Origin of the sequence: Xenorhabdus griffiniae, from assembly GCF_037265215.1 — a bacterium.
Taxonomy (GTDB): Bacteria; Pseudomonadota; Gammaproteobacteria; order Enterobacterales; family Enterobacteriaceae; genus Xenorhabdus; species Xenorhabdus griffiniae.
Genome location: NZ_CP147737.1, coordinates 1,130,158 through 1,155,426 on the forward strand (window position 1 = coordinate 1,130,158; position 25,269 = coordinate 1,155,426).

The window sequence follows — 25,269 nt, forward strand, 5'->3', positions numbered from 1 at the left end:
TAGCAAAGTATAATCACTCACGGAACTACCCAAAGATAAGTTCTCATTATTATTTTAAACTTAAATTCACAATTCAAACTGCAGGGTATTTAGGAACATCCAAATCAATCCATTTTCCTGATTGACAACTGGAATCATATGCTGCGTCTATAGTAGCCGATGTCACGAGTGACTCAATGATTAGTGGAGCACAACGTATTGGATTCCTAACTAAATCCTCAAAATCAAGAAACATATCTCGAAACCAATTCTTATGTGTAGGATCATTGAATTCAGAATTGATTGTCTTTTTAATAACTTTTCCATCCGATGCATAGGTTAGTTCATCATCATTAACTATTATTGAGCCTCGAGTTCCTGATATGCTATAGCAGGTGCTTCTATGGTCAGCCGACCATGATAACGTAAAACTTACTTCTACATCATTCGTGCACTGCATACGCACGAAAGCTGTGTCTTCAGTTTCTGGGAATCCATCACCAAACCGTCCTGAGATACATGAAACTGATAGGGGGATTGAATTAGTTAGGTGCATTGCTGCGTATATACTATGCGATCCATGATCGCGAAGAATTCCTCCTTTTGATATGCTCGATTTTCTCCTCCAGTTTGGATTCCAATCTTTTACGCCTAAGGCGTGACCTAAGCGTAAAGTTTTAAAATCTGCACGCACAATTTTTCCTAACTTCCCTGCCTGCACGATTTTTCGCACTTCTGCAAGTACGGGAGAAAATTTGTATACGTGACAAGGATAAAACAGTTTATCGCTTGAAGTTATTTTGGATATTTGGTCTTTATATCCCGATAGATCAGGCAAAAAGACAGGTTTTTCACATAACGTGTGGAATCCACTATCTAGTGCTTGAGCACTATATATAGCGTGAGTGTCAGGAGGAGTACACACATCGACAAAATCAAGATCTTCATCCTGAACAAGTTGCTCAAATGTAGAATACGTTGTGAGGCCAAAATTTTCTTCCGCTATACGCCGTCTCTCTGGTGACACATCGACAATGGAGGTTACTGAAAGTCCATTACACTGCCGATATCCTGCGAGATGTCCAGTTGCTATTACTCCAAAGCCTATAATTGCACCTTTCATATTGGTTACCTCATTATGTTATGGAACTCATATTGTGTTATTACCTCGATGATATTTCGATTGGAGTTTATGTAGATATAAACATAATGAATGCTTAAACTATATCTATCTAAACTGCCATCCAATTAATAGGGTCAACTCATGAACGTTTTTTACGCTAAATAAATAATTAGTTGATAATAAATAATATTTTATCTTCTCGCTCTGTAGGAGTCATGAGAATTTAATCACTGATAAAAATCATTTCTTTAATGAAAATTCATATCAATTCTATCTATGATATGGAGTAATAAATCTATTATAACCATTTATTTTTTTATTTTCGTTATAAGATTTAAAGGCTCCCCCTACTTTATTTATCACTTCCAATCCATTATAATCAATAAGATAATCCAACACCAATACTGACACAAAAATAGCTATGCTTACAGTAAGTATTTTAATTATTTTTTTAAAAAAATTATCCATAATATTCCTCGACGAATATATGGTAGAGTAAATTTATAATATCTTATGAATTTATGCAGGCAACAGAAGAATGTAAATAATATTTACTCATTCTAATGGCACTGGTCTTACTTTTTTATCCAATTACTATTTTATCTCTAATGCTGTGATTTCCGCTAAAAAAATTTTTTATGCCGTGTTATTTTTTTGTTATATTAAAATTTTCAACTCCATACTTAATTACCTAAAATTCCAAATTATTTCATTGCATTATCCATTCAAAAAAATGATATGCATCTAAATTTATACAAAGGAGATAATAATATTAATTTCACAGAAATCATTCAAGTGACGGTACAATAACTTATTAACCTGGTGGTTGGTTGATGTCGCCGTAGTTAAAAGTTTAGAACTATCTGAAAAATCATTAAGGCTAACAAAAATCACCACAAGATTAATTTTTAGATACAGCACTTAATGCTATTTCCGGTGAAATATCTATCTATCTATCTATCTATCAATTAATTAATCTATGTATTCACTGCATTATATCTGAACACATTCGTTTAAAAAACATACCGATTTCAACTGAAAATTAAATTTCAGTTTGTTACAGTAAACTGCGTGCTCTGGAGATAATATTATTATTTCTCCCATGTTCAATAAGCAACTGATACTGAATTAGATCAATCAATAAATATAGTCGAATTTTTATCTCTCTATATCGCCCCTTATAAAGGCTTCGACTTTTTCATGAGCCACCTCGTCGGAAAATTGTTCTGGTGGAGATTTCATGAAGTAACTGGAAGCGGAAATTAACGGCCCACCTATCCCACGGTCTAAACCAATTTTTGCTGCCCGCACTGCGTCAATGATCACTCCAGCTGAATTAGGAGAATCCCAAACTTCAAGCTTATACTCTATTGAAACAGGAACATCACCAAAATTGCGTCCTTCCAAACGAATAAATGCCCACTTCCGATCATCTAACCACTGGACATAATCAGAAGGTCCTATGTGTATATCTCTCTTCGATAACATAGCCGAGGTATTTGAAGTAACCGCTTGGGTCTTAGAAATTTTCTTAGATTCTAGACGCTCCCGTTCTAACATATTTTTGAAGTCCATATTGCCACCTACGTTCAATTGATATGTGCGGTCAAGAGTGACTCCTCTTTTCTCAAAAAGCTTCACCAACTCACGGTGAGTTATCGTTGCACCAATTTGGGATTTAATATCATCACCTATAATTGGAATGCCTGACTCCTCAAACTTCTTAGCCAATTCGGGTTCACTCGCGATAAACACGGGTAATGCATTCACAAAAGCAACACCAGCATCAATTGCAGCTTGTGCATAGAAACGAGCCGCCTTTTCAGAGCCTACTGGAAGGTAACAAACCAAAACATCAACATTAGCGCTTATTAATGAAGAAACCACATCAACTGGAAGTTCGTTAGACTCTTGAATAAGTTGCCGATAATAGTATCCTAATCCGTCCAACGTTGGACCACGAAGTACCTTTACACCAATTACAGGAACATCAGAAATTTTAATAGTGTTGTTCTCTGATGCATTAATTGCCTCGGATAAATCGAGACCAACTTTGGCTGCATCAACATCAAAAGCCATGACAAACTCAATATCAGAAACGTGATACTTTCCAAAACGGACATGCATTAGACCAGGAATATTCTGATCATCCGGTGCATTTTTATAATACTCAACACCTTGAATTAACGAAGATGCACAGTTACCAACACCAACAATTGCTACCCGAATAGGATTTTTTGAACTGACCATATTTTTTCCTTACAATTACCTATGAATAATAACCTTTTAAACACTATCACACTTTTAAAGTGTATCAGGGTGATTCATTCAGCTTCTTAAGATGAAGAATACAATTACTAGATTTTTATGAACCAAATAATTTAAGGATTAATTTATTATATCTTTTTATTTATCCATTTCTACACTATTAAAATAGTGGGTATGTTAAGCTTATTTTTTAGATGCAAAAGCAGCTTCTAAAACACCTTTTATTCCTACTTCGAGTGAAATTTTAGGCTGCCAATTAAACAATTCTTTTGCCAAAGCAATGTCTATTGAAACAGATCTTGCATCAAATGCTCTGGCAGATTTTTTGATTACCTTAATTGGTTGATCAGCGACTTTCAAAAAAATTTCATAAAGATCGCTAAGAGTTACTGTATCTCCAGAGCCAATATTGACAGTTAATCCTGCATAACATGATTGATAGCCGTTCATAATTTTTAATGTGATTTCTGCTAAATCAAAGATGCTGAGATAATCTCGCCCTGAATTTCCCATCATTTCTATTGATTCGTTACTACATATCTTTTGTGCCCAATGGGCTATAACTCCAAAGCCTGGTTTGGGTTTTTGGTTGGGTCCATAGATGTTCGATAATCTTAAAATAAGAGATTCGACCCAGTCAGATTGTCGTACTACTGACTCTTGAGCTAACTTGCTACATCCATAAAGATTTACAGGTGATAATAATGAAGACTCTCTATAAGGCTGAATACCTGAAGAGTCATATACTGTTCCCGCAGAAGAAGCAAATACGAATAAAGGGTGTGTATTAATATTTTTTAATCTATTTAAAAATTGGATAAGACTATGCAAATCAAAATCTACGTGTTCAGTATCACCCTTTGCGTTGTGCGGTGTGGTTGATCCTGCTAAATAGAATATGATATCTGTATCATAATTTTCAATTTTACTATTTCGAGTGACAGTGACTGGGTTATAGCCGTTTTTTCGAAGTATTTTGACCACTGCACTCCCGATAAATCCATCAGATCCAACCACTGTGACACTTTTCATTCGATTCTCCCTTAATTTCATTTCATGAAAGTTTTGCTGTTTAAGAATGCTTTCGAATCTGCCTTGTAGCTGATTGTTTGTGGTTGATGACTGCCTAGCTTTCATACTAAATCTTTTTTCATAATAGTGAAAATTTCATGTTTTTATATTTATATCAATATATTATATGTCAAGTGTTTTAGAGAAATATTCACATATCTGATAAATTGCTACGTATACTGTAGTTTGTAGTAAAGATTCACAAAAAACAGGGCAGAAATTCAGTTAGTTGATTATCATTTTGAAAAGTTATTTAGGCTTACACATCAACTATCCATGCTCGAAATTTAGAGCTGCAGAGATACTACAGTCAAAAAAAAACAAAAAATACAACAATATTTAACAATTAACTAACAAAAAATGCTATAGCGAAAAGTTCTCAATGGATTATATTAAACCATCTACTAAATGGGTAATGCTGGATTAATACAATAAGAGCAACAGGTGCATAATTGAAAGGCGAGTCAACTGTCAGTATATTTCGAGAATTTAACGATATAAAAACCATTTTTATGAAGATAACGCGATGCTCAACTTTTATGATGAGTTGAAATGACATAGCCGCTCCTTTATAACTTTAAGTCGTCAAAAATAGAGAAATAAAGGAACAAAAGGCTATGTCACAGCAAGATTTTATCATTTGGGTGTTTTGTTGGGTAGATGACAATTTAACGCAGTTACAGCAAGGTATGCGATTCAGAAGCCGGGGATATCCGCCTAAACTGAGCGATGCCGAAGCCATCACGATGGAAGTGGTGGGTGAATTTTTAGGTTTTTCAATAGATAAAGGCATTTGGACGTACTTTAATGACCACTGGCGCGAGTGGTTCCCGGGGCTGGGTTCACGCGCCAATTTCGCGAAACAGATTTCGAATCTTTGGGTTGTTAAACAACAACTGCAAGAAAAGCTGGCGAGGTTATTGGGCGCGCTCGACAGACCGGTCCATATTATCGACGGATTTCCGCTGCCCGTCTGTGGATTCAAAAGAGCAAAAGGCAGTGCCAACTTCAAAGGACAAGCCGATTATAGGTACTGCGCCGCCAAAAACGAAACTTACTACGGCTTCAAAGGGCATCTCATGATAGACGAAATCGGCGTGGTAACCGGGTTTACACTGACGCCCGCCAATGTCAGTGAGCGTGAAGCAACCTGGGATGTGATCGGCTCGATAAAAGGCTATTTGCTGGGTGATAAAGGCTATTTAGGCATTGAATTTAAACAGGAAATGAAGGCAGAAGGTATTGAAATGATTACCCCGGTGCGTGCCAATATGGGTGATCCCATTCCCAGAAAAACGAGAAGGGTCATTAACGCCAAACGCCGTTTAATTGAAACCGTGATTGGTCAACTCGCCGGACAATTTGCTATCGAGAAGTGCTGGGCACGGGATTTATGGCATTTGAGTAATCGAATTGCCAGAAAACTTCTTTCTCACACGTTGGGTATTTTTGCCAATTTTAAACAAGGAAAAAATCAACGCGACTGGCTCCAACAAGCCAACGTGATAGGATGTTAAAGTCGAGCATCGCGTGAAGATAATTATTGTTATTTAACCACCATATGGATTTTATTATAATTGAAATATATTTGTCATACCATGATGTGGTGATTTATTTTTCCATATGAAAGGTTAAAACCACCGTCTTTAGACGGTGACCTTGAACTTAAATATTTTGACGTATGCGCGTTTAGACAGGACGGTTTGACGACTTTCAGTCGTCAGTCCTGGCTGCGCTAACCCACCGACTTTAGTCGGTGGTAGTTGAGTTCGAGTATTCCCTTGATTGAAGCGGAGAGAGAAAAATGTCAGAAACATTTCGTATAAAAGTAGGAGTAGTTGGATGTGGTTCAATTTCTCAAATCATGCATTTACCAAATCTAAAAGAACTCAATGAACTTTTTGAAATTAAAGCAATATGCGATTTTTCTATTCGCCTTTTAAACAAGATAGGGCAGAAATATAACATTGATGATAAATATAGATATACTGATTATGCTGAGTTTCTTGATTCAGATATCGATGCTGTATTTGTCCTAACGGAAGGTTCTCATGCTCCGCTTGTTTCACAAGCTTTAAAGACAGGAAAGCATGTTTTTTGCGAAAAACCGCTTTGTTTTACGGTGAAGGAAGCTGAAGAAATTGAAACAATCTTAAAGGAAATTGATAAAATCGTGATGGTTGGTTATATGAAACGTTACGATCCTGGATTTAAACGCGCTCTTGATCTCATTAAACAGATGGAAAACCCTCGTTATACCCAAGTAACAGTTCTCCATCCGAGTGAACAGCAATATTTCGATATGCATGAAGTTCTTCGATTCAATGATATACCCGAAGATATAAAAGAAGCGAAAATTCAAGAACAAAATAATATTTTAACTAACGCAGTAGGGGATATTGAGGAAAATATTAAATATATTTATCACGATGCTATGCTCAGTAGTATGATTCACAATATTAATCTAATTCGTACCATGTTTGGTGAACCAATTGGAGTTCTATCAACGCAAATATGGCCTATACACTCTTATTATCCTACTATAAACACAGTCTTAAATTATGGTGAAAACCACCACATAATACTAACTTGGTCTTATTTGTCTGAAGTTAGAAACTATATTGAAGAACTCTCAGTGTATTCGGATTCTGAACGTATAAAAGCAAAATTTAGCTCTCCATTTTTGAAAAATATACCAACGATAGTTTCTCAGGAATATATGCAAGATGGGAAATTAATCACTAGTGAAGTAGAGGTTTCTTATGATAATGCATTCAAAGAAGAACTACGAGTTTTCTATCAGTGTGTTATCAATAATAATAATGTAATTACTGATGTTCTTGATGCTAAAGAAGACATAAAATTACTCCAATCAATATTAGCAGCGAATCATCCCAAAGGCCTTGGTGGAGAAGTCTTGCAACGATTAATTGCTTCTAAAAATCATGAGTAACACTCTAGGAGAATGTAATGAACGCATCCCAACCACTTGGCCTTTGGTACCGTGCTGGAATTGAGAGATGAGGCGTGGATCCTCACAGATTTCCGGCCTTATAGTGCCTAAAGCGGGAGCCTGTTGCTCCCTGATGACTGGAGGATCCACTCATGAAACATACACCTTTTGGCGTCGATATTGCAAAACATTTGATGCAGATTCATTTTGTTGATGAATACACCGGTGAACTCATTGATAAGCAACTGAGGCGAAATGACTTTTTAACGTTCTTCAGTAACCGTGAGCCTTGCCTGATTGGCATGGAAGCCTGTGGCGGTGCGCATTATTGGGCACGGGAGCTAAGAAAGCTGGGGCATGAAGTCCGTTTGCTTCAGGCTAAATTTGTCAAAGCGTTTCGGATGGGAAACAAAAACGATGTTCAGGATGCCCGGGCTATTTGGCTGGCCGTTCAGCAACCCGGTAAATCGGTCGCTGTCAAAAACGAAGAACAACAGGCCATTTTGTCGTTACACCGGATGCGCTACCAGCTAGTGAAATTCAGAACCTCGCAAATCAATGCGTTGCATGGCTTACTGCTGGAATTTGGTGAAACCGTGCATAAGGGAAGAGCCTCACTGGATAAAGCGATGCCGGAGGTGCTTGAGCGGCTAAGGGAAAAACTCGCCCCATTCCTGCTTGGACTCCTTGAAGAACAATACCGTCGTTTGGACGAAATCGATGAACAAATTGACCTGGTGGAAAAACAACTGACGGCGTGGGCAAAGCAGAATGCTGATTGTCAGCGAATTATGAAAATTCCCGGAGTCGGTGTCTTAATTGCCACAGCCGCCATCGCGACGATGGGCGAGCCCAGCGGGTTTCGGTCGGGCAGGGAATTTTCGGCCTATTTGGGCCTGGTGCCGAAACAAACGGGAACGGGAGGCAGGGTCAAATTACTGGGCATCAGCAAACGGGGAGATACCTACTTGAGAACCCTGTTTATTCACGGTGCTAGAGCGGCCACCTTACTCACGAAAACCCCGTCGCCGTGGGTGACAGAACTGAAAGAACGACGCCCAACCTGTGTAGCGATAGTAGGCATGGCTAATAAGCTGGCTCGTACCGTTTGGGCACTGGTTGCCCATCAACGGGACTACCAAAAAGATTACGTCAGTGTGAGGCCTTACTAAGGCGCTTCACTGGTCAACTTTAACTTGTAACACAACAAGGATGAATGCAGAAAGATTGCTGAGGCAAGGGTAACGATGACAAAGACAGGTAAGACCGTGACTTGCTAAACCTGAATAGTTCCTTGAGCATAAAGCTCGTCAGGAGAATGAGGAGCAAGCCAGCGGATTACATCGAGGCCCGCAGTTTTGGCTGCAATAAGGCCGGATATAGAGCTGCAACCTACCGTCGATGTCAGCGTGGTTTTTGTCTTGCAAACGGGATGCGTTCATATAGGAAATATGATAAATAGAAAGAATAAGCTTCCATCTCCTATCACTGAGAAAGTAATTTCGAAATTTTCAGAATACTCATTACCTGGTGGGCCTATAATTACCGAGTATGCGAACATTGTAGTAGATTACGCAAAAAATGCACATATTTGGGATTCCGATGGAAATCGGTATATCGATTTTTTCACCGGGGTTGGTGTTTGTAATATTGGGCATTCTCATCCGAAATTTCAAGAACGTATGATGGGACAACTTTCTAGATGTACTGTTGGTAGTTTCTATACAGACGTTCGTGCCCAACTTTATGAAAGTATAGCAGATTTTTTACCATCAAACCTGCAACATATACATATGTTTTCAACAGGAAGTGAAGCAGTCGAAGCTGCTATTCGATTTGCACGGGCAGCAAGTGGGCGAGAAGAAGTAATTAGTTTCTGGGGCGGTTTTCATGGTAAAACTCAAGGCGCTATCAGTCTCCATGCCGGGCCAAGAAAAAAAGATGTTGGCCCCTTGCCAACAGGCACTCATCATATTCCCTATGCCTATTGTTTTCGATGTCCTTTAAAACTCAAATTCCCTGACTGTCAATATGCCTGTGTTGAACTTGCAAAAAATACAATAAAAGAGAGTACAACAGAAAATATCGCAGCCATAATTATAGAGCCTGTTCAGGGTACTAATGGAAATATCGTTCCTCCTCCAGGATATCTAAAAAAAATACGTAAACTAGCCGACGATTTTGGAGCATTATTGATTTTTGATGAGGTAATCACAGGATTTGGAAGAACTGGACAGTTTTTCGCTTATGAACACGAAAATGTAACGCCCGATATTTTGGTTCTTGGTAAGGCCATGGGTTCTGGTATACCTGTAAGTGCCATAATTAGCGATTCTAATTTGGTTAAAGATACATCATTTTCTTCTCCGAGTGCAGCTTCTTCAACATTTAGTGGCAACCCTTTAGCTAGTGCAGCAGCCTTAGCTACAGTTGAAATCATTCGAGATGAACATCTAGTTGAACGAAGTTGTGAATTAGGCAAACTAGCAGAAAGCATCATTGAATCATGGCCTAATGATATATCTGTAGTTGGAAATGTTGGAATACTAGGACTCATGATTGGCTTAGAACTAGTCTGTCCAGGCACAAACCATCCATTACCTACTGAGTTAACTCGCCATTTTTTTCATTCTTTGCTTCGGCGTGGCATTATCGCTATGGCATATGGAAGTCGGATTAGATTATATCCACCATTATCTATTAATGATTTTGACCTTCGAGAAGGATTGCTGGTTATACAAAGTGAACTACAAATGCTTTCTAAGATTATCAAAAATTATCCTTTTGAGGAGTGATTATTATGCGTATTGGATGTGTTATTTCTAATAATCAACAACTAGCATGGGCTCAAGAATACGATTTTGATTACCTCGAAATAAAAGGTGATTTTCTTCTTCAACTTTTTAGAGACGGAGATTTTGATAATTTACTAAAAGTTGAAAATATATCTTTCGAAGCCATGACATCTCCATTACCACGAGAACTTGGTGCTAAAATTGTTGGCGATAATTCGGATCATACATATGCGCTTAAAATTTTCACACAACTGATTGATCTATCCGTAATACTTGGAATAAAAAAAGTTACACTAGGTAGTGGTCAAGCACGTTCTGTACCTGAACATTTTAAACGTATCTGTGCATACAAACAATTTATAGATTTTATAAATAAAGCCAAGGATGAGTGTACAAGTAGAAAACAAATACTTAGTATTGAGCCACTGCATAGTGGTGAAACAAATTTCATAAATTCATGTATTGAGGCACAGAGAGTAATAAATGATATTCCTGATATTTCAATAACGGCTGACTGCTACCATATTTTCACTGAACAACTGAGTCTCAGTGATGAGCTATATAAAAGCAAAATAATGCATGCTCATACTTCATTTATTCCTCGTGGTTCAGGTGTATTCAGAGAAGAGTATCAGCTGTCATTTCTAAAAAAACTACACGTGATTGGCTGCAATGAAATATCTATAGAGGAAAATTTTAATAGCAAGAAGAATATGCATGAAATGTTATTAAAATTGCGAAAATTAAGTGAACATATTACAGGAGATATAAAGTGACTATTTCATTTATAACAGATCAAATTACACCTGTAACAAAATTTTTTATAGAGCAGGTAGTAGATTGTTGGAATACGAATCAACCGAATAGGCCAGTTAATCTCACTTTCATAGATCATGAGGAACTTAGAGACTCACTTGAGAATTATCTTACTCAAACAAATCCACCTGATGTTTTGACTTGGTTTGCTGGAAATCGTATGAAATCTTTTATTGAGCGTAAACTCATGCTTAATACTGAATCAATTAAGGGAATTGAGACGTTCTATGAATCACTTCAACCTAGATTTCAAAAAATGTTTGATAAAGGAGATGCGCAATATTTTATTCCAACTTCTTATTTTTGGTGGGCAATATATTATCGTCCATCAGTTTTTAGACAAGCAGGGATCAATATGCCAATCAATAGTTGGCATGAACTTACCGTTGCGGCTGAAAAGCTACGTTCAATAGGTATTGTACCTTTTTCGTTAGGTTCACGTTATCGGTGTCCAGCAGTAGCATGGTTCGACTATTTAAATATGAGATTAAACGGTCCAGAGTTTCATCAACAACTTATGGATTTAAAAATACCATATACAGATGCAAGAATTAAAACTGTGCTTTCATTTTTCAGAAAATTGCAAAGAAACGATTGGTTTCTCGGTAAAGCAAATTCTTATGATGAAGAAGAAGCTGTAGCCGCAGTGTTGAATGGTAAAGCTGGAATGACTTTGATTGGAAGCTATGTCCAAGATGAGTATTTGCCTCCAGATTGTATCGAAGAACTAGACTTTTTTAGATTTCCAATAATAAATGAAAATGTTGCTATTGGAGAAGATACTCCTATAGATGGATTTTTTGCTGCAGGACATTCAATTAATCTGCAAGATTCTGGTGATTTTTTGCTTCACTTAGGTTCAATAAACGTTCAAACATTAGCGACAAAATCAATTACAGCTTTACCTACCCGTTCAGATATTAATATTGGAAATAGAAGCGATTTAGCTAAGGGGAAAGAAATAATAGATCGAGCAGATAATCTTTTTCAATTTTACGATCTTGATACGCCGTGGGAAGTTGCTGATGTGGGCATGGCTTTGATAAATAATTTCGCTAATTATGAAGCCGATGAGTCAACAGTTCAGCATTGTATTGAAGATGCTCGTCTAAGATTTTTAGGTAATTTTAATTAAAATGGAGAAATTATTATGAGTACCTCTGAACTTGCAATTATTGGGGGAAACCCAGTTCGTACTTCACCATGGACAGCATGGCCGTACGCTACGAAACAAACTATGGCTAACCTTGAAGATGCCATGCTCTCGGGACGATGGGCTATTAGCGGAGCCTACACTGGTGCTACAGGCTATGAAAAAAGGTTCTGCCAAGCATTTGCTGACTATCAAGGCTCTTCTTATGCTATTGCAACTACGAACGGGTCTGCTGCAATTAAAATTGCAATGCAAGAAGTTGGTGTAGGTCCAGGGACTGAAGTTATCGTACCAGGCTTGACTTGGGTAGCTTGTGCATCAACAGTTGTTGAACTGGGAGCCGTACCAGTACTAGCAGATATAGATCCTAACTCGCTCAGCATTTCTGTACAAGCAGCAGAAGCAGCACTTAGCGATAAAACCATTGCAATCCTTTTGGTACACGCATACTGCTCTGCTGCTGACATCGATGGCTTTATAGATCTTGCTAATCGTACCGGTATAGCTTTAATCGAAGATTGTTCACAAGCCCATGGTGCAGAATGGCGAGGAAAAAAACTAGGTTCATTTGGACAACTAGGGGTTTTTAGCCTACAACAAACGAAAGTATTAACTTGTGGAGAAGGAGGAATTGTTACATGTAACTCATTAGATGCTTATAATCGCCTCCAACAATATCGAGGAAATGGTCGAATATATTCCAGCTCCCCTGTAGCAGGACAATTGGAACTTGTTGAAATGGGAGAAGTATATGGGGCTAATCACTGTTTATCAGAAATTCACTCTGCAATTGCACTAGCTCAACTTGAATTACTGAATGAACAAAATGCAGTTCGTGAAACTAATGCTTCCTATTTAGCGAATGCCTTAGAAAAAATACCTGGTGTGAATACCATTACCCCACCAGCCGGATTAACCCGCAGAACATATTATGACTATGTGATTCAATTAAGTGCCGACATTGTAGGCCCTTTCTCTATACATCGAGTGGTCGAAGCAATGGCTGCAGAGCTTGGTACTTTCGTTGAAACACTAGATGCACCAATGAATTCAAACATTCTTTATAACCCTCTACTATCTAAAATTGCCAATACAAAGGAATTGATTTCCCAATTAGATCCAAAGAGATTTGAATTACCATTTGCACATAAAGCTTATAATAGTAGTTTTGCATTCCTTCATCACCTCCTACTAGGCACCACTAAAGATATGGATGATATTATAGCTGCCATATTAAAAATACTGCGAAATTTGGAAAATCTTCGGGGGAAATAATGAAAAATGTCCAATTTCGAAATGGAAAAGTATTTAATCCTGAAGGAATTGAGATTAATGCAACCTTACATTGCAATATGAATTGCAAGTCTTGTGCACATTTATCACCTCTATTTAGGAAAAAAAATACTGATCCAGGCACAATGTATCGCTATTTAGAAGTTCTTAGTCATTCGTATCACGCGTCCTATGCGAAAATCATGGGAGGCGAGCCGCTTTTAAATCCCAATTTACTTGAATTAATCAAAGCTGTTGTTAATTCCGGTATTGCAGATGAAATATTGTTAACCACAAACGCAACACTTCTTCATAAAGCACCAGATGAATTATGGGAAGCAATAGATAGTCTTGAGCTTTCTCTTTATCCTAGTAAATTACCTAATGAGGAAAAGATAGAATCTTTCAAATATAAGGCTGCATTACATAAAGTAAAATTAAGAATTAACTATTATGATAACTTCCGCTTCAGTTATTCAGAAGAAAAAAATGAAGATTTTTCTCTGACTCAAGATGTTTACGATACATGTAAGATGGCTCATTTTTGGCATTCTCACACGGTTATCGATGGCTGGTTTTTCCGTTGTCCTCAGAGCATTTTTATCCCTCAGCAAGGTGTAGCAGGGGGATGGAATAATGAAGTAGATGGACTCCGTATTAGCAGTGCACCAGAGTTCGCAGAATCTCTATATAAGTTTCTTACACGCTCACAACCACTTAAAGCTTGTGAATACTGTTTAGGAAGTGTTGGAAAACTTCATCCACATCAGGAATTACGAAAAGCAGACTGGAGGACTTTAGGAAAATATGAAGATTTAGTTAGCCGAGATTTTTTAACAGTTTGTAGAAAAGATATAACGGCCGATGATAGTTGTCTGCGATTATCTGAAATTTATCCGGTGGAGTAAACTATGTCTGGAATTTCCGTAATTACACTGACACGTTATAGACCAGTAGAAGTTAAAAGAGCAATTATGAGTGTTCAACAGCAGACTGAGCCTGCTGCGGAACATATTGTGTTGGTCGATGGAGATCATCAGATTGAGCAAAGTGTAAAAGAATTTATTGATTTTAGTGGCATTGAACGATGTAAAGTCCATTTGATACCTCGGAAATTAAGTGATGTATCTGGTCCTGGTCGTTCATCTGTTTTGAGAAACATCGGGGTACAGATGGCAGAGAACCCTTGGATAGCCTTTCTCGATGATGATAACGAGTGGTTACCCAATCACTTATCATCACTTATGGCACTCGCTCATCAGAGCAATTCTCCCGCAGTATATTCCGAAGTTGCTATTTTCACTGCAGAAGGAGAACCATATTTGGAACACAGATGGCCTTGGGCACACACACAGGAGGAAGGTGAAAACAAATATAGGGACTATGTGGAGCGAGGTATTTTAATACCAGGATCCAATGTGATCCACGACCGTTCTGAAGTTCGAGACGTCCCAGTTGATACAAGTGCTTGGCTTTTAGACCGAAATTTACTCTTGTCCGTACCGTTTCAAGAAGCATTTAGCATAGATGACGCTCAAACACTTACAAGTGAAGACGATAAATTATTCTACACGCTCCTCAAACGCGGTGTACGCCTTGCATGTACCTTTAAGCCTACCTTGGTTTATTACTTGGGAGGATATTCTAACAGTAGGGCGACAGTACGGACGGATGAAGTAATTGAATGGTCAAATTTAAAATAATAGATCTCAGTCGGAGAAATATATAATGAATAGAAATATATGTATTGAGACGGATTTAGGAATATATTTATGGGGTGATAGTTTATCAGTTATGCGGGATATCCCTGATGGAAGTATAGATGTAGTGATATGTTCTCCTCCCTTTGAAGGTGATTTGAATATTAGCGATGCAGATAGAATGGGAGAAAGATTTGTCGACTGGTTTGCAAATTTTTTCAACGAATTTGAACGACTGTTGCCCACTCATGGAGTAGTTGCATTCGAGCTTGGCGGTATGTGGCTTGCTGATGCTTCAGGAAAATCTATACAGCAGTCTTCTTTTTTACGGTATCTAACTTCCCGTGGTTGGAAGCTAATTCAAGAGCTTTTTTACTTTAATCCCCAACTCCTTCGTTCCCAACCTAATGTTGGGTTACCTCGATTGCCTGATTCGATTACTCCAATTTGGGTGGTGAGCAGGAGCTATACTGGGCATTATCAAATACCGGTTTCTGAGCGGGAGCCGTATGCGCAGTATATTCGTGGAAACTTACTTGAATTCGACACCTCGAATAAATATGACCAACAGTATGAGTCCTTTCTTGCGAAAAGAGGAGAAAGTGCCTATTTAGATCGCTGGCCAAGTATTCTCCCAGCTTTCTTGATTGAACTACTGACTGTGCCCGGTCAAACCATTTTAGACCCTTTTGCAGGCAGCGGCGCTACTTGTCATGCAGCGAATCGACTTGAACGCCATTGGATTGGCATTGAGCGCAACAAATCTCTTTCTCTGCATGTAGATGCAATGTTCTCTGATCTTACTTAGGCTATAACTCTACTAAAAGTAGCTCATGTTGCTTAGGTCAAGATAAAAGGTGACAGATCTACGAATCTTATTTGTTGATAGTTGATTCAGGCTGGTAGGTTGAATAAGTATGAACGAATATACCGAACCTACCACCACCGGAGATGGATCTACTTCATCCAAATAATGAAAATTTAATCGCTTATTTTCTCTGCAATCTACATAACCTTTGCAGTCAATAATAACCATGGCCTACATCAAATTTGAAGAATCCTCCAGCGAAACAATATGTTCAACAGAATTTAGGAATTCAAGTTGTCATCACGCCTCGAAATATATGCAAAAGGAAAACATGGATACTTACCTTACAAAAAAAATCATTACAAACTTAATTACGCGCAGTGTTACAGCTGCACATGAAGCAGCTAAATATCTTCCTAGAACTACTAGTCAAGAGTTTTTGACTGTAACCAGTAAAGGACCATATCGAGAAACTGTAACAATATACGATAAGGTACTTGAGAAAAAAATTCTGGAAAATTTAACATTGCTAAACAAAGATGACAGCTATTTAGGAGAAGAAACCGGCCACTATAATGGAAACTCCAAAGTTAAATGGGTAATAGATCCAATTGACGGAACATTAAATTTTGCTCGTCGAATCCCTGCTTACACTATTTCAATAGCTGCTGAAGTCGATGGAAAAGTTGTTGCAGGAACAGTATATGATCCATCTCATCAAGATACCTTTACTGCCGGACTCGGTTTAGGTGCTAGGTGTAACGGTTATAAAATTAAATCTAGTAGCACTTTCAATCTATCAGACGCTGTTGTATCAACTGGTTTTTCGAAAAATCCTGAAATTCGCCGAAAGCAAGCTCAAATAATATCTAAACTTCTGACCGAAGTGCGAGATATTCGAAGTTATGGTTCAGCGGCCTTAGATCTTTGTTGGCTCGCTGCGGGGAAATTAGATGCTTACTATGAGCATGACCTATGTTATTGGGATTTAGCAGCAGGATCGTTAATAGCTAGTGAAGCCGGAGCAGATATAATAATCCAAGGTGATTTCGTTATTGGAGCAGCTCCAGCGATATCCAAAAAGTTCAATATTCTATTGAATCGTTTATGAGTGTGTAGCTACTGGAAGAAATTTATGGCCTAACATGATGTGACTAACAAAAATTGGTCACATCCTCAATATCATAACCTAGACTGATTTTTAATCAGTCAATTACACAAATTTATAGACAACATTTTATTTTTATATGTACTATTTTCCTTTCGGCATCATCTTCTGCATCACAATCTGCCCGAACATGCCCGCAGATTGCCTGACCTGCCCCACGCCCTGACTCATCATGCCCGCCATATCGCCCATCCGCACCCCGGCCCACGCTAATGCGCCCAGCCAGACCATCGGCAGGACGATACCGTCAGGTTAGTCCCGACTCAACACGTCAAGGCCTTCAGCCATCATCAAAAAAACGATGCCAATGATGCGCTGGCTATTGGTGAAACTGCCTGTCGTCCCGGTCTTCATTTTGTTCCCGTCAAGACCGTGGAACAGCAAGATATCAAGGCACTGCGCAGTGCCCGGCAACTCATGGTGGAACAGCGTACCACACTTGCTAACCAAATGCGGGCTTTTCTGGCTGAATCGGGACGAATTGTGTCTGCTGGCATTCAAAAACTTCAACAGCATCTCCCTGATATTCTGGAAGATGACAGCAATCACCTGTCTTGTGTGCTGCGTCGTTTATTGCATACCTTATGGGAAGAGATGCAGCATTTGAACACCGGCATTCATGACATGGATAACGAAATAGCGGCACTTTCCCGTCAGCAAACGGGTTATGAGCATCTGCTCACTATTCCCGGCGTTGGTCCCCTTATTGCGGCCGCCTTCGTGAGTGACGTCAGTGCATCCCCATTTGCCAATGGCCGACAACTGTCTGCCTGGTGTGGACTGGTTCCCCGGCAACACAGTTCAGGAGGAAAAAGCCGTCTGTGTTCCCTGAACAAACATGGCCATCGTCATCTGCGAACGTTAATCATTCACGGTGCCCGTTCCGTGATGCGTTGCGTTCAAAAACGGGATGATTATCTGGGAGAGTGGCTGAGAAAACTGATTGACCGGTGCGGGTTCATGAAAGCCACGGTGGCTTTAGCCAACAAACTGACCCGGATTATTTGGCGTGTTCTGCGGGATGATGTGGATTTTAATATGCAAAAAGCTTTTCTGTCCGTTAATTGAGTCACCTAAAACGGGTATGTTATTGAATTTGCAAACACTGATGAGAAAACGGCTCCCGTCCCTGTCAGAGCCTGCTCTTGACCAAGGTAGTGAGATACCGGTGTTGTGATAAGGAAACAGGGTGCGGATGACATCATGGCGCGGACAAATGAGTCCATAATGACGCCGGATATATGGTCGCAAACCGTATCAATTTAGTGCTTGCACAACCGGGGCGTCCATATATGGTCAAGAACTACCGGACACATTTTTAGCCTTTTCCCCACTATTTTCCTTTCGACAACATCTTCTGCATTACCATTTGCCCGAACAGGCCGGCAGACTGCCTGACCTGCCCCACGCCCTGGCTCATCATGCCCGCCATATCGCCTATCCGCACCCCGGCCCAGGCCAGTGCCCCCAGCCAGACCATTGGCAGCACAATAAACAACGTGCCCATCACCAGCCCCATAATCAAATCATCTGAAGTATTCTGAATACCGGCCAGATTCAACAGGCTGTGGGTGTCTGAGCCATACAGGGCATCCAGTAAATAACTGTCCAGCCAACGGGCAGTTTCCCACCAGAAGGTCAGGAAATTCAACGCAAACAGGGCGAACGTCAGTGTGAGTACCGTCTTAAATTCATAGGCAGCAAACAGCAGGATCAACGGGATTAAGATATACAACGCCATCAGGATCACCGCCTGTATCATCGGCAACGCCTGACGCACCGCATCAAACGCCGGCATGCTGAGGAATCCCCCCAGCAGAGTCCCCGCAGAAGACCCCACTCGATTTGATCTGTCCCAGACCGCAAAATCGGCATTACCGCCATACCCCGCATACACATAGCCGTCCTGAGACATTGTCAAGTTAACCGGACTGACTAAACGGCGGATCACCGCTTCTTGATATTCGCGGGTTTCTTTGCCCAGCATTTTGAGGGCTGCCGACAGACGCAACCACAATCCCGGATCAGCCTCGGCCAATACCCTGGCCTTCAGTCCGGTTTTAGGGGTTGACCACCAGGCCTGACAGGTGGGATAACCGCCCTGCCCGGTATTGGGCCGGCCACTGTCCCGGCTTTCATTCCACGGAAATAGTCCCCTGGGCATTCGGGATTGCAGCGTCCGGTAATCGCCGGATAAGAAGGTGCGACTGCCCAGCCAGTCAATATCATGCAGGGTGGCCGGATCGGGGGTTTGCCCCTGATCCCGTTGTTTCCACTGATACAACGCTAAGGCATAACAGTCATTAGTGAAATCCTGCAATTCCGCCGCCAGTGCCGGGCTATTGATACGGGTGTGCTGTACCTCAAAACGCAGCTGCCTTAAATCCGGCCGGCAGGGAATGGAAGCGACCGCCGCTTGCGTTAATCCCTTTGACAACCGATGCACCACGGCCCACCAGAGGGGCACCGCCGCCGTCTGATTATTCAGGCTGGAGATCACCGGCGCATAACCACTTTTATCCGGCGCTTGCGGTGTCCAGGTGCCGCAACTTTTGGCGCGGGACTGATCGTACTGGAGGGTACTGAGGCTGACATTGACCAGTGGCACACAACACACCACCATGACGAAAAAGGTGCCATACAACGTATTTTCGAGACGGGCAAGCGACTGCAACCCGCCATGACCGTCCTCTTCGTCACCTTCCCGCACTTTCAGCCAGACCGCGATGACCTTTATCACTAAAGGGGTTGTAAACAGTCCGGTGGCAATCAGTATTTGCCATAACCCGTTATTGACCACCCAACCCAGCAGGGTCAGAAAGTATTCCAGATAGCTGTTGGTGGTCATAACATCCCCCCAATATTTCCTGACAGGGCATATTCACCCAGCAGGATAAACAACAGGCTGGACACTCTCATCCGGATCAACACTGCACGGTGTGCCGGCTGATGTGTTATCTTTTGCCCGATTTTCCAGCTACCCCAGCCCAGTACGGCATACAGGCCTAACCGCCAGACTAACCAGTATCCCCCGGTTTCGGTCACCCAATGGTGCATCCTGGTGAGTTTTTCCGCCTGATGCAGCCCGGCCCAGCCTGCCGCCAAACTGATAACCATCACCAAAGCGATAAGCAGTAATCGCATAATCCCTTTTCTCAATATGGAAATCATCGCGGCCATCCCTCCTTACTGCCGTTCACGGTGGGGCATTTCCAGCTGATAAAAACGCGCATCAGTGCTGTCCGGCACCTGCTTTTGCGGATGGGTCTGGATACGGTGTGTGTCCCGTTCAATAATGGTCAGGATAGCGTTACGGGACAGCTCCCGTTTCAGCCACATCTCATTTTTCAGCGCATTGATTTCCCTGTCCAGCGCCTCAATCCGGCGTTCCCCTTCGGCCAGGGCTTCCGGTTGGGCGGCCGCATTGGGCTCTGACATGCCGGTAATCAGCATGCGCCGCATCAGCAATGCGGTCTCGGTGGTCTCAGCCATCGCCAGCTCGCCCGCCAGACGCGCGGTCAACGCCGCACTGTCCGGGTCTCGCTGCAATGCCTGAATGACACCTTTGGTGACGGCCAGGCTACCGGTTTTCAGTTTGGCCAGATTGGCGGCGGTGGGTTTTTCCGTACCATTGACCAGCTTCACCAGCTGTTCAGTATTGGTTTTGGTGCCCTCTTCCAGCATCGGCGCAAAGCCGGTGCCGGCCACCGTCGCGCCCGGCTGCTGCGTTTCCCCACCGCTGGTGCATTCTGCGGCATTGGCACAGGTACGGATAGCCCGGTCGCCCAGCACTTTTACCACCGCCTCCGCCGCTTCTCTGGCATTCTGAAATTGGGTACAGGCACCGCCATCACACTGTTTGGTACTGATTGAAGCCTGGCTCAGTACCGGCAGCTGATTCATCATATTAAATCCCGCGCTGGCTAAATCACGGGTGGGCCGGATGGCATTTTGTCCCTTGCCCCCCTGCTTCTTCCCGCCAATCCACGGGTGCCCGCTGGTGCCTGTGGCTTTGCTGCCGGCATTATTGACTCTTACCGCATCGGCATCCCCGCTGTTCACCTGTGTCTTATATTCCTGTAGGGCAGCCGATTGCGTCCATTTACTGTTTTGCGCAAAATCCATCATTCGCCGGGCCATGTTCTGGCAATTAAACTGAGCCTTGTCGTACGCCACATTGGCCTGCAACACACCGTTGGTCAGCATGTCATACAGCCCCGGGTTGGCACGCTGAATGACCATGGCGGGTAAGCTGGCGACAGCGCCGGTGGCCCCCTGGATAACTTCACTCATCAGGTTTTTAAACCCGGCTGTAATACCGTTTAACTGATTACCGACGGTAGTTTTTAAGTCAAAATTGCCGCACATCAAATCGGAACTCCAGCCCAGCTCCAGTCCGCCCAGCGTGGTCAGGGAACGGCGGGTGGCCGGCTGTGAAATCACTGAGCCGCCCCCTAAGGTATAAAACAGCGTATCGGAGACCGCACCGGAGACATCGGCACCATAACCCAGCACACTGTTATTTACCTGTGGTAATGAGAGGGATACAACCGGTGTATTACCCTGCACAGACGCAGTTGCCAGCCCACTCAATACCAGCAATAATGCGTTTATTCTCGTCATCATTCCTCCCTTATTTCAGATATCGGTACTGCCAAGAAAACGCTGCCCGCGACGCTGGCAACAGCTGTAGGGCTGCCACAGGGCATACGCCTGGTTGCCATTGACCGCAGCCGCATGTTCGCCGTCAGGAAACACTGCGCAAGATTGACTTAACCGGGGTGATAATCGCTGCCATTGGTGATTTTGGGTGCCGGTATTTTCTGTCACTGGTTCGGGTGGCCAATAACCGTCAGCGCGTTGACCTTTTAAGGTCTGATAAACATGGGGTTGCCCGGTACGGGTGATAATATCCGCCACCCGCTGCGCCACCACGGCAGACGCTTTGTCATCATCGGTCTGATTGATGAAACCTGAGCGCGGATAAATAGTGCCCCACAGATTGGCGGCCATTTGTCTGCCCAGCTCCCGCTGGCCGGGAATAAGCGCTTCCGGGTAGAACGATTCCGGCAAACCGGTGCGCCACGCAACGGTATCTAATGTGCTGAGAAAATAAGGCACCAACGGGGTGGCCGCACTGCGGCAGGAATAGCCGGGAATTTGCCCGCCAATCAGACGGGTGGCGGGGTGCCCGATGGCATCGGCATATTTAAAACGCAGACTGGTCCGGCGCTGGCCTGCCATCTGGCTATTATGGTGGCCACCGCCCGCAGTCAGGTGGGATAACGCCCCGGTGACAGCATTTTCCAGTCCGCCGGATAACCGGCTGACTTGCGCCATGTCTGCCCACGGATTGCCGCCGGGGGCGTGATAGGTGGATACCACCGCTTCGGGGAGGTAGTGAGTGACTTTAACCGACGTTTTTACCGTACAGCCATGCCAGGAACAAAACAGCCAGTAACAAATACCGCTGACCCGCCACTGGATACAGGATGGCGAGAGACTGCTGGCCACAATCTGGGCGGTGTTGAGGGAAGCCTGCACAAAGGGAACAAACGCCGCTATCAGCGTGATGACCACAGGAAAAGCAAGGCGGGGTGTCTTCATGGCTGGCGCTGCTCCCTGAGGGCGCTTGCTTTTGCCACATCCACCGTACCATACACCACATCCCGGTCATCAAATACCACCGCAGGGTATTTACGCACACCTGATTGCCAGGCTTCAACAATGGCTCGATAAGCATTGATCAATTGGTGTTCCTGCTTATACCATTGGGGAGAATGCAGCATAGCTTGTGCCTGTCTCGCCGCTTGCTGAGGGTCGGCAGACAAGTGAGCGAAGATTTGTCTCTGATGTTGTTCAGCCGCATCCAGCCAGACAATTTGTGTCTCCGGGGAAAGATTGACGGGAGGATGCTGACTGTCGGTATAGATAACTACTTTCGCATTGGCCGATAATGAGGCCAGCAATCCCGCCCAAAGCAATAAAGTCGACTTCCACATAGCACATTTCCCGTTTTATCAAACACCGGGATAGCCTGAAGAAATGCATTATTGGTGTCAGTAATTAATTAGTTTTTGCAAAAGTAAAAAAAGTAAATGCACTTCAGACTAAGATCTTTCTTATTTGGGTTTTGGCTTGGAACTCTGATAACCATTTATCAAGACGCGTCCCCAATCACAAAAACAACCTTCCATAAAGTAAATTTAACAGATAATGCCGTAAAATACGCCATTAACCGTTATCAATGCCCAAATATGTATAAATTTTTCCAATAGAACACCGATGAGTAATTCATCAAAACATACATACGAGGATAAAAATAAAAGGCATAGTGAATATCCGTGCCTGGTAAGAGGGATTTAAACAAGTTGTGCCATTGTGAACCGGCCGAGTTTATTGAATATCGATAAGGAAAACGGTGTGAAAACATTTGAACAACACTTTCAACACGAGATCGAGTATCTCCGCGCATTACAAAAACTGGTGCGGGAGGAAAAACCACATCTGGCGGATATCCTCAGTGGACACGATCCGGATGTGGAAAGAGTCAATGAAGGCTTGGCCTTTTTGACTGCCCGTCTGCGCCAAAAAATTGACGATGGATTGCCTGAATACACCCAACCATTACTGCAACGCTTACACTCGCAGACAATAAAAGGTCTACCGGCAACCAGTGTGATGCAACTGGATAGCGTTCAGGGGACAGATAATGCTTACTCCGTACCGGCAGGCAGTAAAATCACCACAGAAAATGACACACCATTCATGAGCTGTCGCCCCTGTGATATCGAGCCACTGACACTGATTCGGCGGGAACTCCATCATCAGGCACAGGAGACCCAGATTACCCTGACATTCCGGTATACGGGCAAAGATGCCCGTTGGGCAATCAAACCCATCAGCCTGTTTCTCAGTGCTGATGAAACCGTCGCAGATACCCTGATGCTGGCACTGACACAAGAGGCTTATAACATTCAGTTATACCGAGAAAATTCCCCTTACCCAATGGAAGGTTTGCGTTTGGAACCCTTGCAGGGCACTTCCGGGCTTATTTTGTCCCGGCCACAGCGGGCGGGAAACTGGGCGCCACAAATGCTAATAGAGTCACTTTATTTTCCCCATGTTCATCACTTCATCACATTGGTTTTGCCGACGACGATGCGAAGCCACTTATTCATGACAGAAACCCGTGAATTTACTGTTGTAATCAAACTCAGGTATGAATTGGCCGTGTCTGAAGCACAAATAGCGGCAGCGTTTCACCTGCATTGTGTGCCCGTGGTCAATCGACAAATAACACAATTAACCGTGCCGTTTAATTTAGGGACTGAGCGTTATCGCTTACCCTTATCACCCTCTCAGGGTGTACTGGATGTGCACGGCATTGCACTGGAACAAGAACCGGATGAAGAGTATGACCGGGGTGAATCTTTCCGTTTCTATCCAGATCGCTTGTTAACCGGTATGGATCGCTATTTGGATGACGAACACATCTGGTTTTATTCATTGGAAATGGGGGAAGATGCGTTAGGTCGGTTGCAATACGATCTGGTCTTCCGGGACAGTCGGGGACAATTCATGACCCAGCCTCCGGCGCGAAAATTTATCTGTCAGGTGGCAACATTTGGGCTTCAGCCGGAGCCATTAATGGCTGGTGAGATGTGTGATGCGGACGAAACCCTCCCTGATAATGTACAAATCAAAAACCTGACTCCCCCTTCGCCGCCCTATCCGCCGCTCACCGACAGTCACCGCTACTGGACGTTATTGTCACATTATTCGGTCAGCCCATTTTTGCTGCATTCTGCTGACATGCTCAAAGAGCTATTGCTAGGCTATGACTTTTATACAGAAACAAACCGAAACCGGAGCCGGGCACTGCGCCGCAGGATTAATGGCATTGTTTCCGTGCATTCGAAAACGAGCGACTGGCTGATTAAGGGCGTCCCCCACCGCTGCCTGTTTATTGAACTGATGCTGGATGACAGCGCCTACACTCATGAAGGGGAGGCTTTCATGTTTGCCCATGGTGTGTCTCAATTTCTGCCATTTTGCCTGACGCAGGATATGCACATGTTAGTGACCTGCCGTACCACGGCGGGAAAATTCTATAAGCTAATGCCCCGTCCCGTACTGGGGTATCGTCCGTTAATGTAACAA

The 25,269-nt window shown here is 42.6% G+C and carries 21 protein-coding genes and 1 pseudogene; 13 read left to right on the forward strand and 9 right to left on the reverse strand.

Annotated features, from left to right (window positions below; all coding sequences use genetic code 11):
- Positions 1-73 precede the first annotated feature (73 nt).
- The 4 genes from WDV75_RS05085 to WDV75_RS05100 form a co-directional block, all read right to left on the reverse strand.
- Entirely contained in the window at positions 74-1,102 is a 1,029-nt protein-coding gene (locus WDV75_RS05085) for a Gfo/Idh/MocA family protein (protein WP_273571807.1), read from the reverse strand.
- A gap of 270 nt (positions 1,103-1,372) precedes the next feature.
- The gene (locus WDV75_RS05090) at positions 1,373-1,570 is read right to left on the reverse strand and encodes a hypothetical protein (RefSeq protein WP_273571808.1); all 198 of its coding nucleotides are present in this window, start codon (positions 1,568-1,570) and stop codon (positions 1,373-1,375) included.
- A 690-nt stretch (positions 1,571-2,260) separates the two neighbouring features.
- Positions 2,261-3,352 (reverse strand): inositol-3-phosphate synthase, encoded by a 1,092-nt coding sequence (locus tag WDV75_RS05095; protein ID WP_273571809.1) that lies wholly within the window; start codon positions 3,350-3,352, stop codon positions 2,261-2,263.
- A gap of 201 nt (positions 3,353-3,553) precedes the next feature.
- A complete protein-coding gene (locus WDV75_RS05100) occupies positions 3,554-4,402 on the reverse strand; it encodes an NAD-dependent epimerase/dehydratase family protein (protein WP_273571810.1) in 849 nt (282 codons plus the stop codon).
- 656 nt (positions 4,403-5,058) lie between these two features.
- On the opposite strand from WDV75_RS05100, the gene WDV75_RS05105 reads away from it, so the two are divergent.
- The 12 genes and pseudogenes from WDV75_RS05105 to WDV75_RS05160 all read left to right on the forward strand — a co-directional run.
- Positions 5,059-5,958, forward strand: coding sequence for an IS982 family transposase (locus WDV75_RS05105; RefSeq protein ID WP_273571811.1), 900 nt, complete (start codon positions 5,059-5,061; stop codon positions 5,956-5,958).
- Between the two features lie 287 nt (positions 5,959-6,245).
- Complete coding sequence (locus WDV75_RS05110) at positions 6,246-7,394, forward strand: Gfo/Idh/MocA family protein (RefSeq protein ID WP_273571812.1); 1,149 nt, start codon at positions 6,246-6,248, stop codon at positions 7,392-7,394.
- 152 nt (positions 7,395-7,546) lie between these two features.
- Positions 7,547-8,566, forward strand: a complete 1,020-nt coding sequence (locus WDV75_RS05115; RefSeq protein ID WP_273572382.1) for an IS110 family transposase — start codon at positions 7,547-7,549, stop codon at positions 8,564-8,566.
- 186 nt (positions 8,567-8,752) lie between these two features.
- Complete coding sequence (locus WDV75_RS05120) at positions 8,753-10,189, forward strand: aspartate aminotransferase family protein (RefSeq protein ID WP_338860782.1); 1,437 nt, start codon at positions 8,753-8,755, stop codon at positions 10,187-10,189.
- Between the two features lie 5 nt (positions 10,190-10,194).
- Entirely contained in the window at positions 10,195-10,965 is a 771-nt protein-coding gene (locus tag WDV75_RS05125; protein WP_273571887.1) for a TIM barrel protein, read from the forward strand.
- Positions 10,962-12,140 (forward strand): ABC transporter substrate-binding protein, encoded by a 1,179-nt coding sequence (locus WDV75_RS05130; RefSeq protein WP_273571889.1) that lies wholly within the window; start codon positions 10,962-10,964, stop codon positions 12,138-12,140. Before WDV75_RS05125 ends, WDV75_RS05130 begins: the two co-directional genes overlap by 4 nt.
- A gap of 15 nt (positions 12,141-12,155) precedes the next feature.
- Positions 12,156-13,433 carry a DegT/DnrJ/EryC1/StrS family aminotransferase gene (locus WDV75_RS05135; protein WP_273571891.1) on the forward strand — a complete coding sequence of 426 codons (1,278 nt, stop codon included), beginning with the start codon at positions 12,156-12,158 and terminating at the stop codon, positions 13,431-13,433.
- A complete protein-coding gene (locus tag WDV75_RS05140; protein ID WP_273571893.1) occupies positions 13,433-14,338 on the forward strand; it encodes a radical SAM protein in 906 nt (301 codons plus the stop codon). Before WDV75_RS05135 ends, WDV75_RS05140 begins: the two co-directional genes overlap by 1 nt.
- A 3-nt stretch (positions 14,339-14,341) precedes the next feature.
- Positions 14,342-15,133, forward strand: coding sequence for a glycosyltransferase family 2 protein (locus tag WDV75_RS05145; protein WP_273571894.1), 792 nt, complete (start codon positions 14,342-14,344; stop codon positions 15,131-15,133).
- 25 nt (positions 15,134-15,158) lie between these two features.
- The gene (locus WDV75_RS05150; RefSeq protein WP_273571895.1) at positions 15,159-15,938 is read left to right on the forward strand and encodes a DNA-methyltransferase; all 780 of its coding nucleotides are present in this window, start codon (positions 15,159-15,161) and stop codon (positions 15,936-15,938) included.
- Positions 15,939-16,269: 331 nt separating this feature from the next.
- Complete coding sequence (locus WDV75_RS05155; protein WP_273571896.1) at positions 16,270-17,049, forward strand: inositol monophosphatase family protein; 780 nt, start codon at positions 16,270-16,272, stop codon at positions 17,047-17,049.
- A 354-nt stretch (positions 17,050-17,403) separates the two neighbouring features.
- Positions 17,404-18,174, forward strand: a pseudogene (locus WDV75_RS05160) (IS110 family transposase); the annotation flags it as partial.
- Positions 18,175-18,439: 265 nt separating this feature from the next.
- Here the strand turns inward: WDV75_RS05160 and WDV75_RS05165 are convergent.
- The 5 genes from WDV75_RS05165 to WDV75_RS05185 are packed head-to-tail and all read right to left on the reverse strand — an operon-like array spanning position 18,440 to position 23,108.
- Positions 18,440-19,954: a conjugal transfer protein TraG N-terminal domain-containing protein gene (locus tag WDV75_RS05165; RefSeq protein ID WP_273571897.1), complete on the reverse strand. Its 1,515-nt coding sequence runs from the start codon at positions 19,952-19,954 to the stop codon at positions 18,440-18,442.
- On the reverse strand, positions 19,951-20,277 hold the full coding sequence (locus tag WDV75_RS05170; RefSeq protein ID WP_338860788.1) for a hypothetical protein: 327 nt from the start codon (positions 20,275-20,277) through the stop codon (positions 19,951-19,953). The genes WDV75_RS05165 and WDV75_RS05170 overlap by 4 nt, the downstream gene beginning before the upstream one ends.
- Before the next feature lie 15 nt (positions 20,278-20,292).
- Positions 20,293-21,732: an integrating conjugative element protein gene (locus tag WDV75_RS05175; RefSeq protein WP_420497564.1), complete on the reverse strand. Its 1,440-nt coding sequence runs from the start codon at positions 21,730-21,732 to the stop codon at positions 20,293-20,295.
- Between the two features lie 12 nt (positions 21,733-21,744).
- On the reverse strand, positions 21,745-22,713 hold the full coding sequence (locus WDV75_RS05180) for a TIGR03756 family integrating conjugative element protein (RefSeq protein ID WP_273571900.1): 969 nt from the start codon (positions 22,711-22,713) through the stop codon (positions 21,745-21,747).
- Positions 22,710-23,108: a TIGR03757 family integrating conjugative element protein gene (locus WDV75_RS05185; protein WP_273571901.1), complete on the reverse strand. Its 399-nt coding sequence runs from the start codon at positions 23,106-23,108 to the stop codon at positions 22,710-22,712. The genes WDV75_RS05180 and WDV75_RS05185 overlap by 4 nt, the downstream gene beginning before the upstream one ends.
- Positions 23,109-23,529: 421 nt before the next feature.
- On the opposite strand from WDV75_RS05185, the gene WDV75_RS05190 reads away from it, so the two are divergent.
- Positions 23,530-25,266: a type VI secretion system baseplate subunit TssF gene (locus WDV75_RS05190; RefSeq protein WP_338860790.1), complete on the forward strand. Its 1,737-nt coding sequence runs from the start codon at positions 23,530-23,532 to the stop codon at positions 25,264-25,266.
- Positions 25,267-25,269 lie beyond the last annotated feature (3 nt).

Bases quoted from the DNA above. Each gene is read 5' to 3' on its own strand.
- WDV75_RS05085 (WP_273571807.1), bottom strand. From the start codon at position 1,102: ATGAAAGGTGCAATTATAGGCTTTGGAGTAATAGCAACTGGACATCTC.
- WDV75_RS05090 (WP_273571808.1), bottom strand. From the start codon at position 1,570: ATGGATAATTTTTTTAAAAAAATAATTAAAATACTTACTGTAAGCATA.
- WDV75_RS05095 (WP_273571809.1), bottom strand. From the start codon at position 3,352: ATGGTCAGTTCAAAAAATCCTATTCGGGTAGCAATTGTTGGTGTTGGT.
- WDV75_RS05100 (WP_273571810.1), bottom strand. From the start codon at position 4,402: ATGAAAAGTGTCACAGTGGTTGGATCTGATGGATTTATCGGGAGTGCA.
- WDV75_RS05105 (WP_273571811.1), top strand. From the start codon at position 5,059: ATGTCACAGCAAGATTTTATCATTTGGGTGTTTTGTTGGGTAGATGAC.
- WDV75_RS05110 (WP_273571812.1), top strand. From the start codon at position 6,246: ATGTCAGAAACATTTCGTATAAAAGTAGGAGTAGTTGGATGTGGTTCA.
- WDV75_RS05115 (WP_273572382.1), top strand. From the start codon at position 7,547: ATGAAACATACACCTTTTGGCGTCGATATTGCAAAACATTTGATGCAG.
- WDV75_RS05125 (WP_273571887.1), top strand. From the start codon at position 10,195: ATGCGTATTGGATGTGTTATTTCTAATAATCAACAACTAGCATGGGCT.
- WDV75_RS05135 (WP_273571891.1), top strand. From the start codon at position 12,156: ATGAGTACCTCTGAACTTGCAATTATTGGGGGAAACCCAGTTCGTACT.
- WDV75_RS05140 (WP_273571893.1), top strand. From the start codon at position 13,433: ATGAAAAATGTCCAATTTCGAAATGGAAAAGTATTTAATCCTGAAGGA.
- WDV75_RS05145 (WP_273571894.1), top strand. From the start codon at position 14,342: ATGTCTGGAATTTCCGTAATTACACTGACACGTTATAGACCAGTAGAA.
- WDV75_RS05150 (WP_273571895.1), top strand. From the start codon at position 15,159: ATGAATAGAAATATATGTATTGAGACGGATTTAGGAATATATTTATGG.
- WDV75_RS05155 (WP_273571896.1), top strand. From the start codon at position 16,270: ATGGATACTTACCTTACAAAAAAAATCATTACAAACTTAATTACGCGC.
- WDV75_RS05165 (WP_273571897.1), bottom strand. From the start codon at position 19,954: ATGACCACCAACAGCTATCTGGAATACTTTCTGACCCTGCTGGGTTGG.
- WDV75_RS05170 (WP_338860788.1), bottom strand. From the start codon at position 20,277: ATGATTTCCATATTGAGAAAAGGGATTATGCGATTACTGCTTATCGCT.
- WDV75_RS05175 (WP_420497564.1), bottom strand. From the start codon at position 21,732: ATGATGACGAGAATAAACGCATTATTGCTGGTATTGAGTGGGCTGGCA.
- WDV75_RS05180 (WP_273571900.1), bottom strand. From the start codon at position 22,713: ATGAAGACACCCCGCCTTGCTTTTCCTGTGGTCATCACGCTGATAGCG.
- WDV75_RS05185 (WP_273571901.1), bottom strand. From the start codon at position 23,108: ATGTGGAAGTCGACTTTATTGCTTTGGGCGGGATTGCTGGCCTCATTA.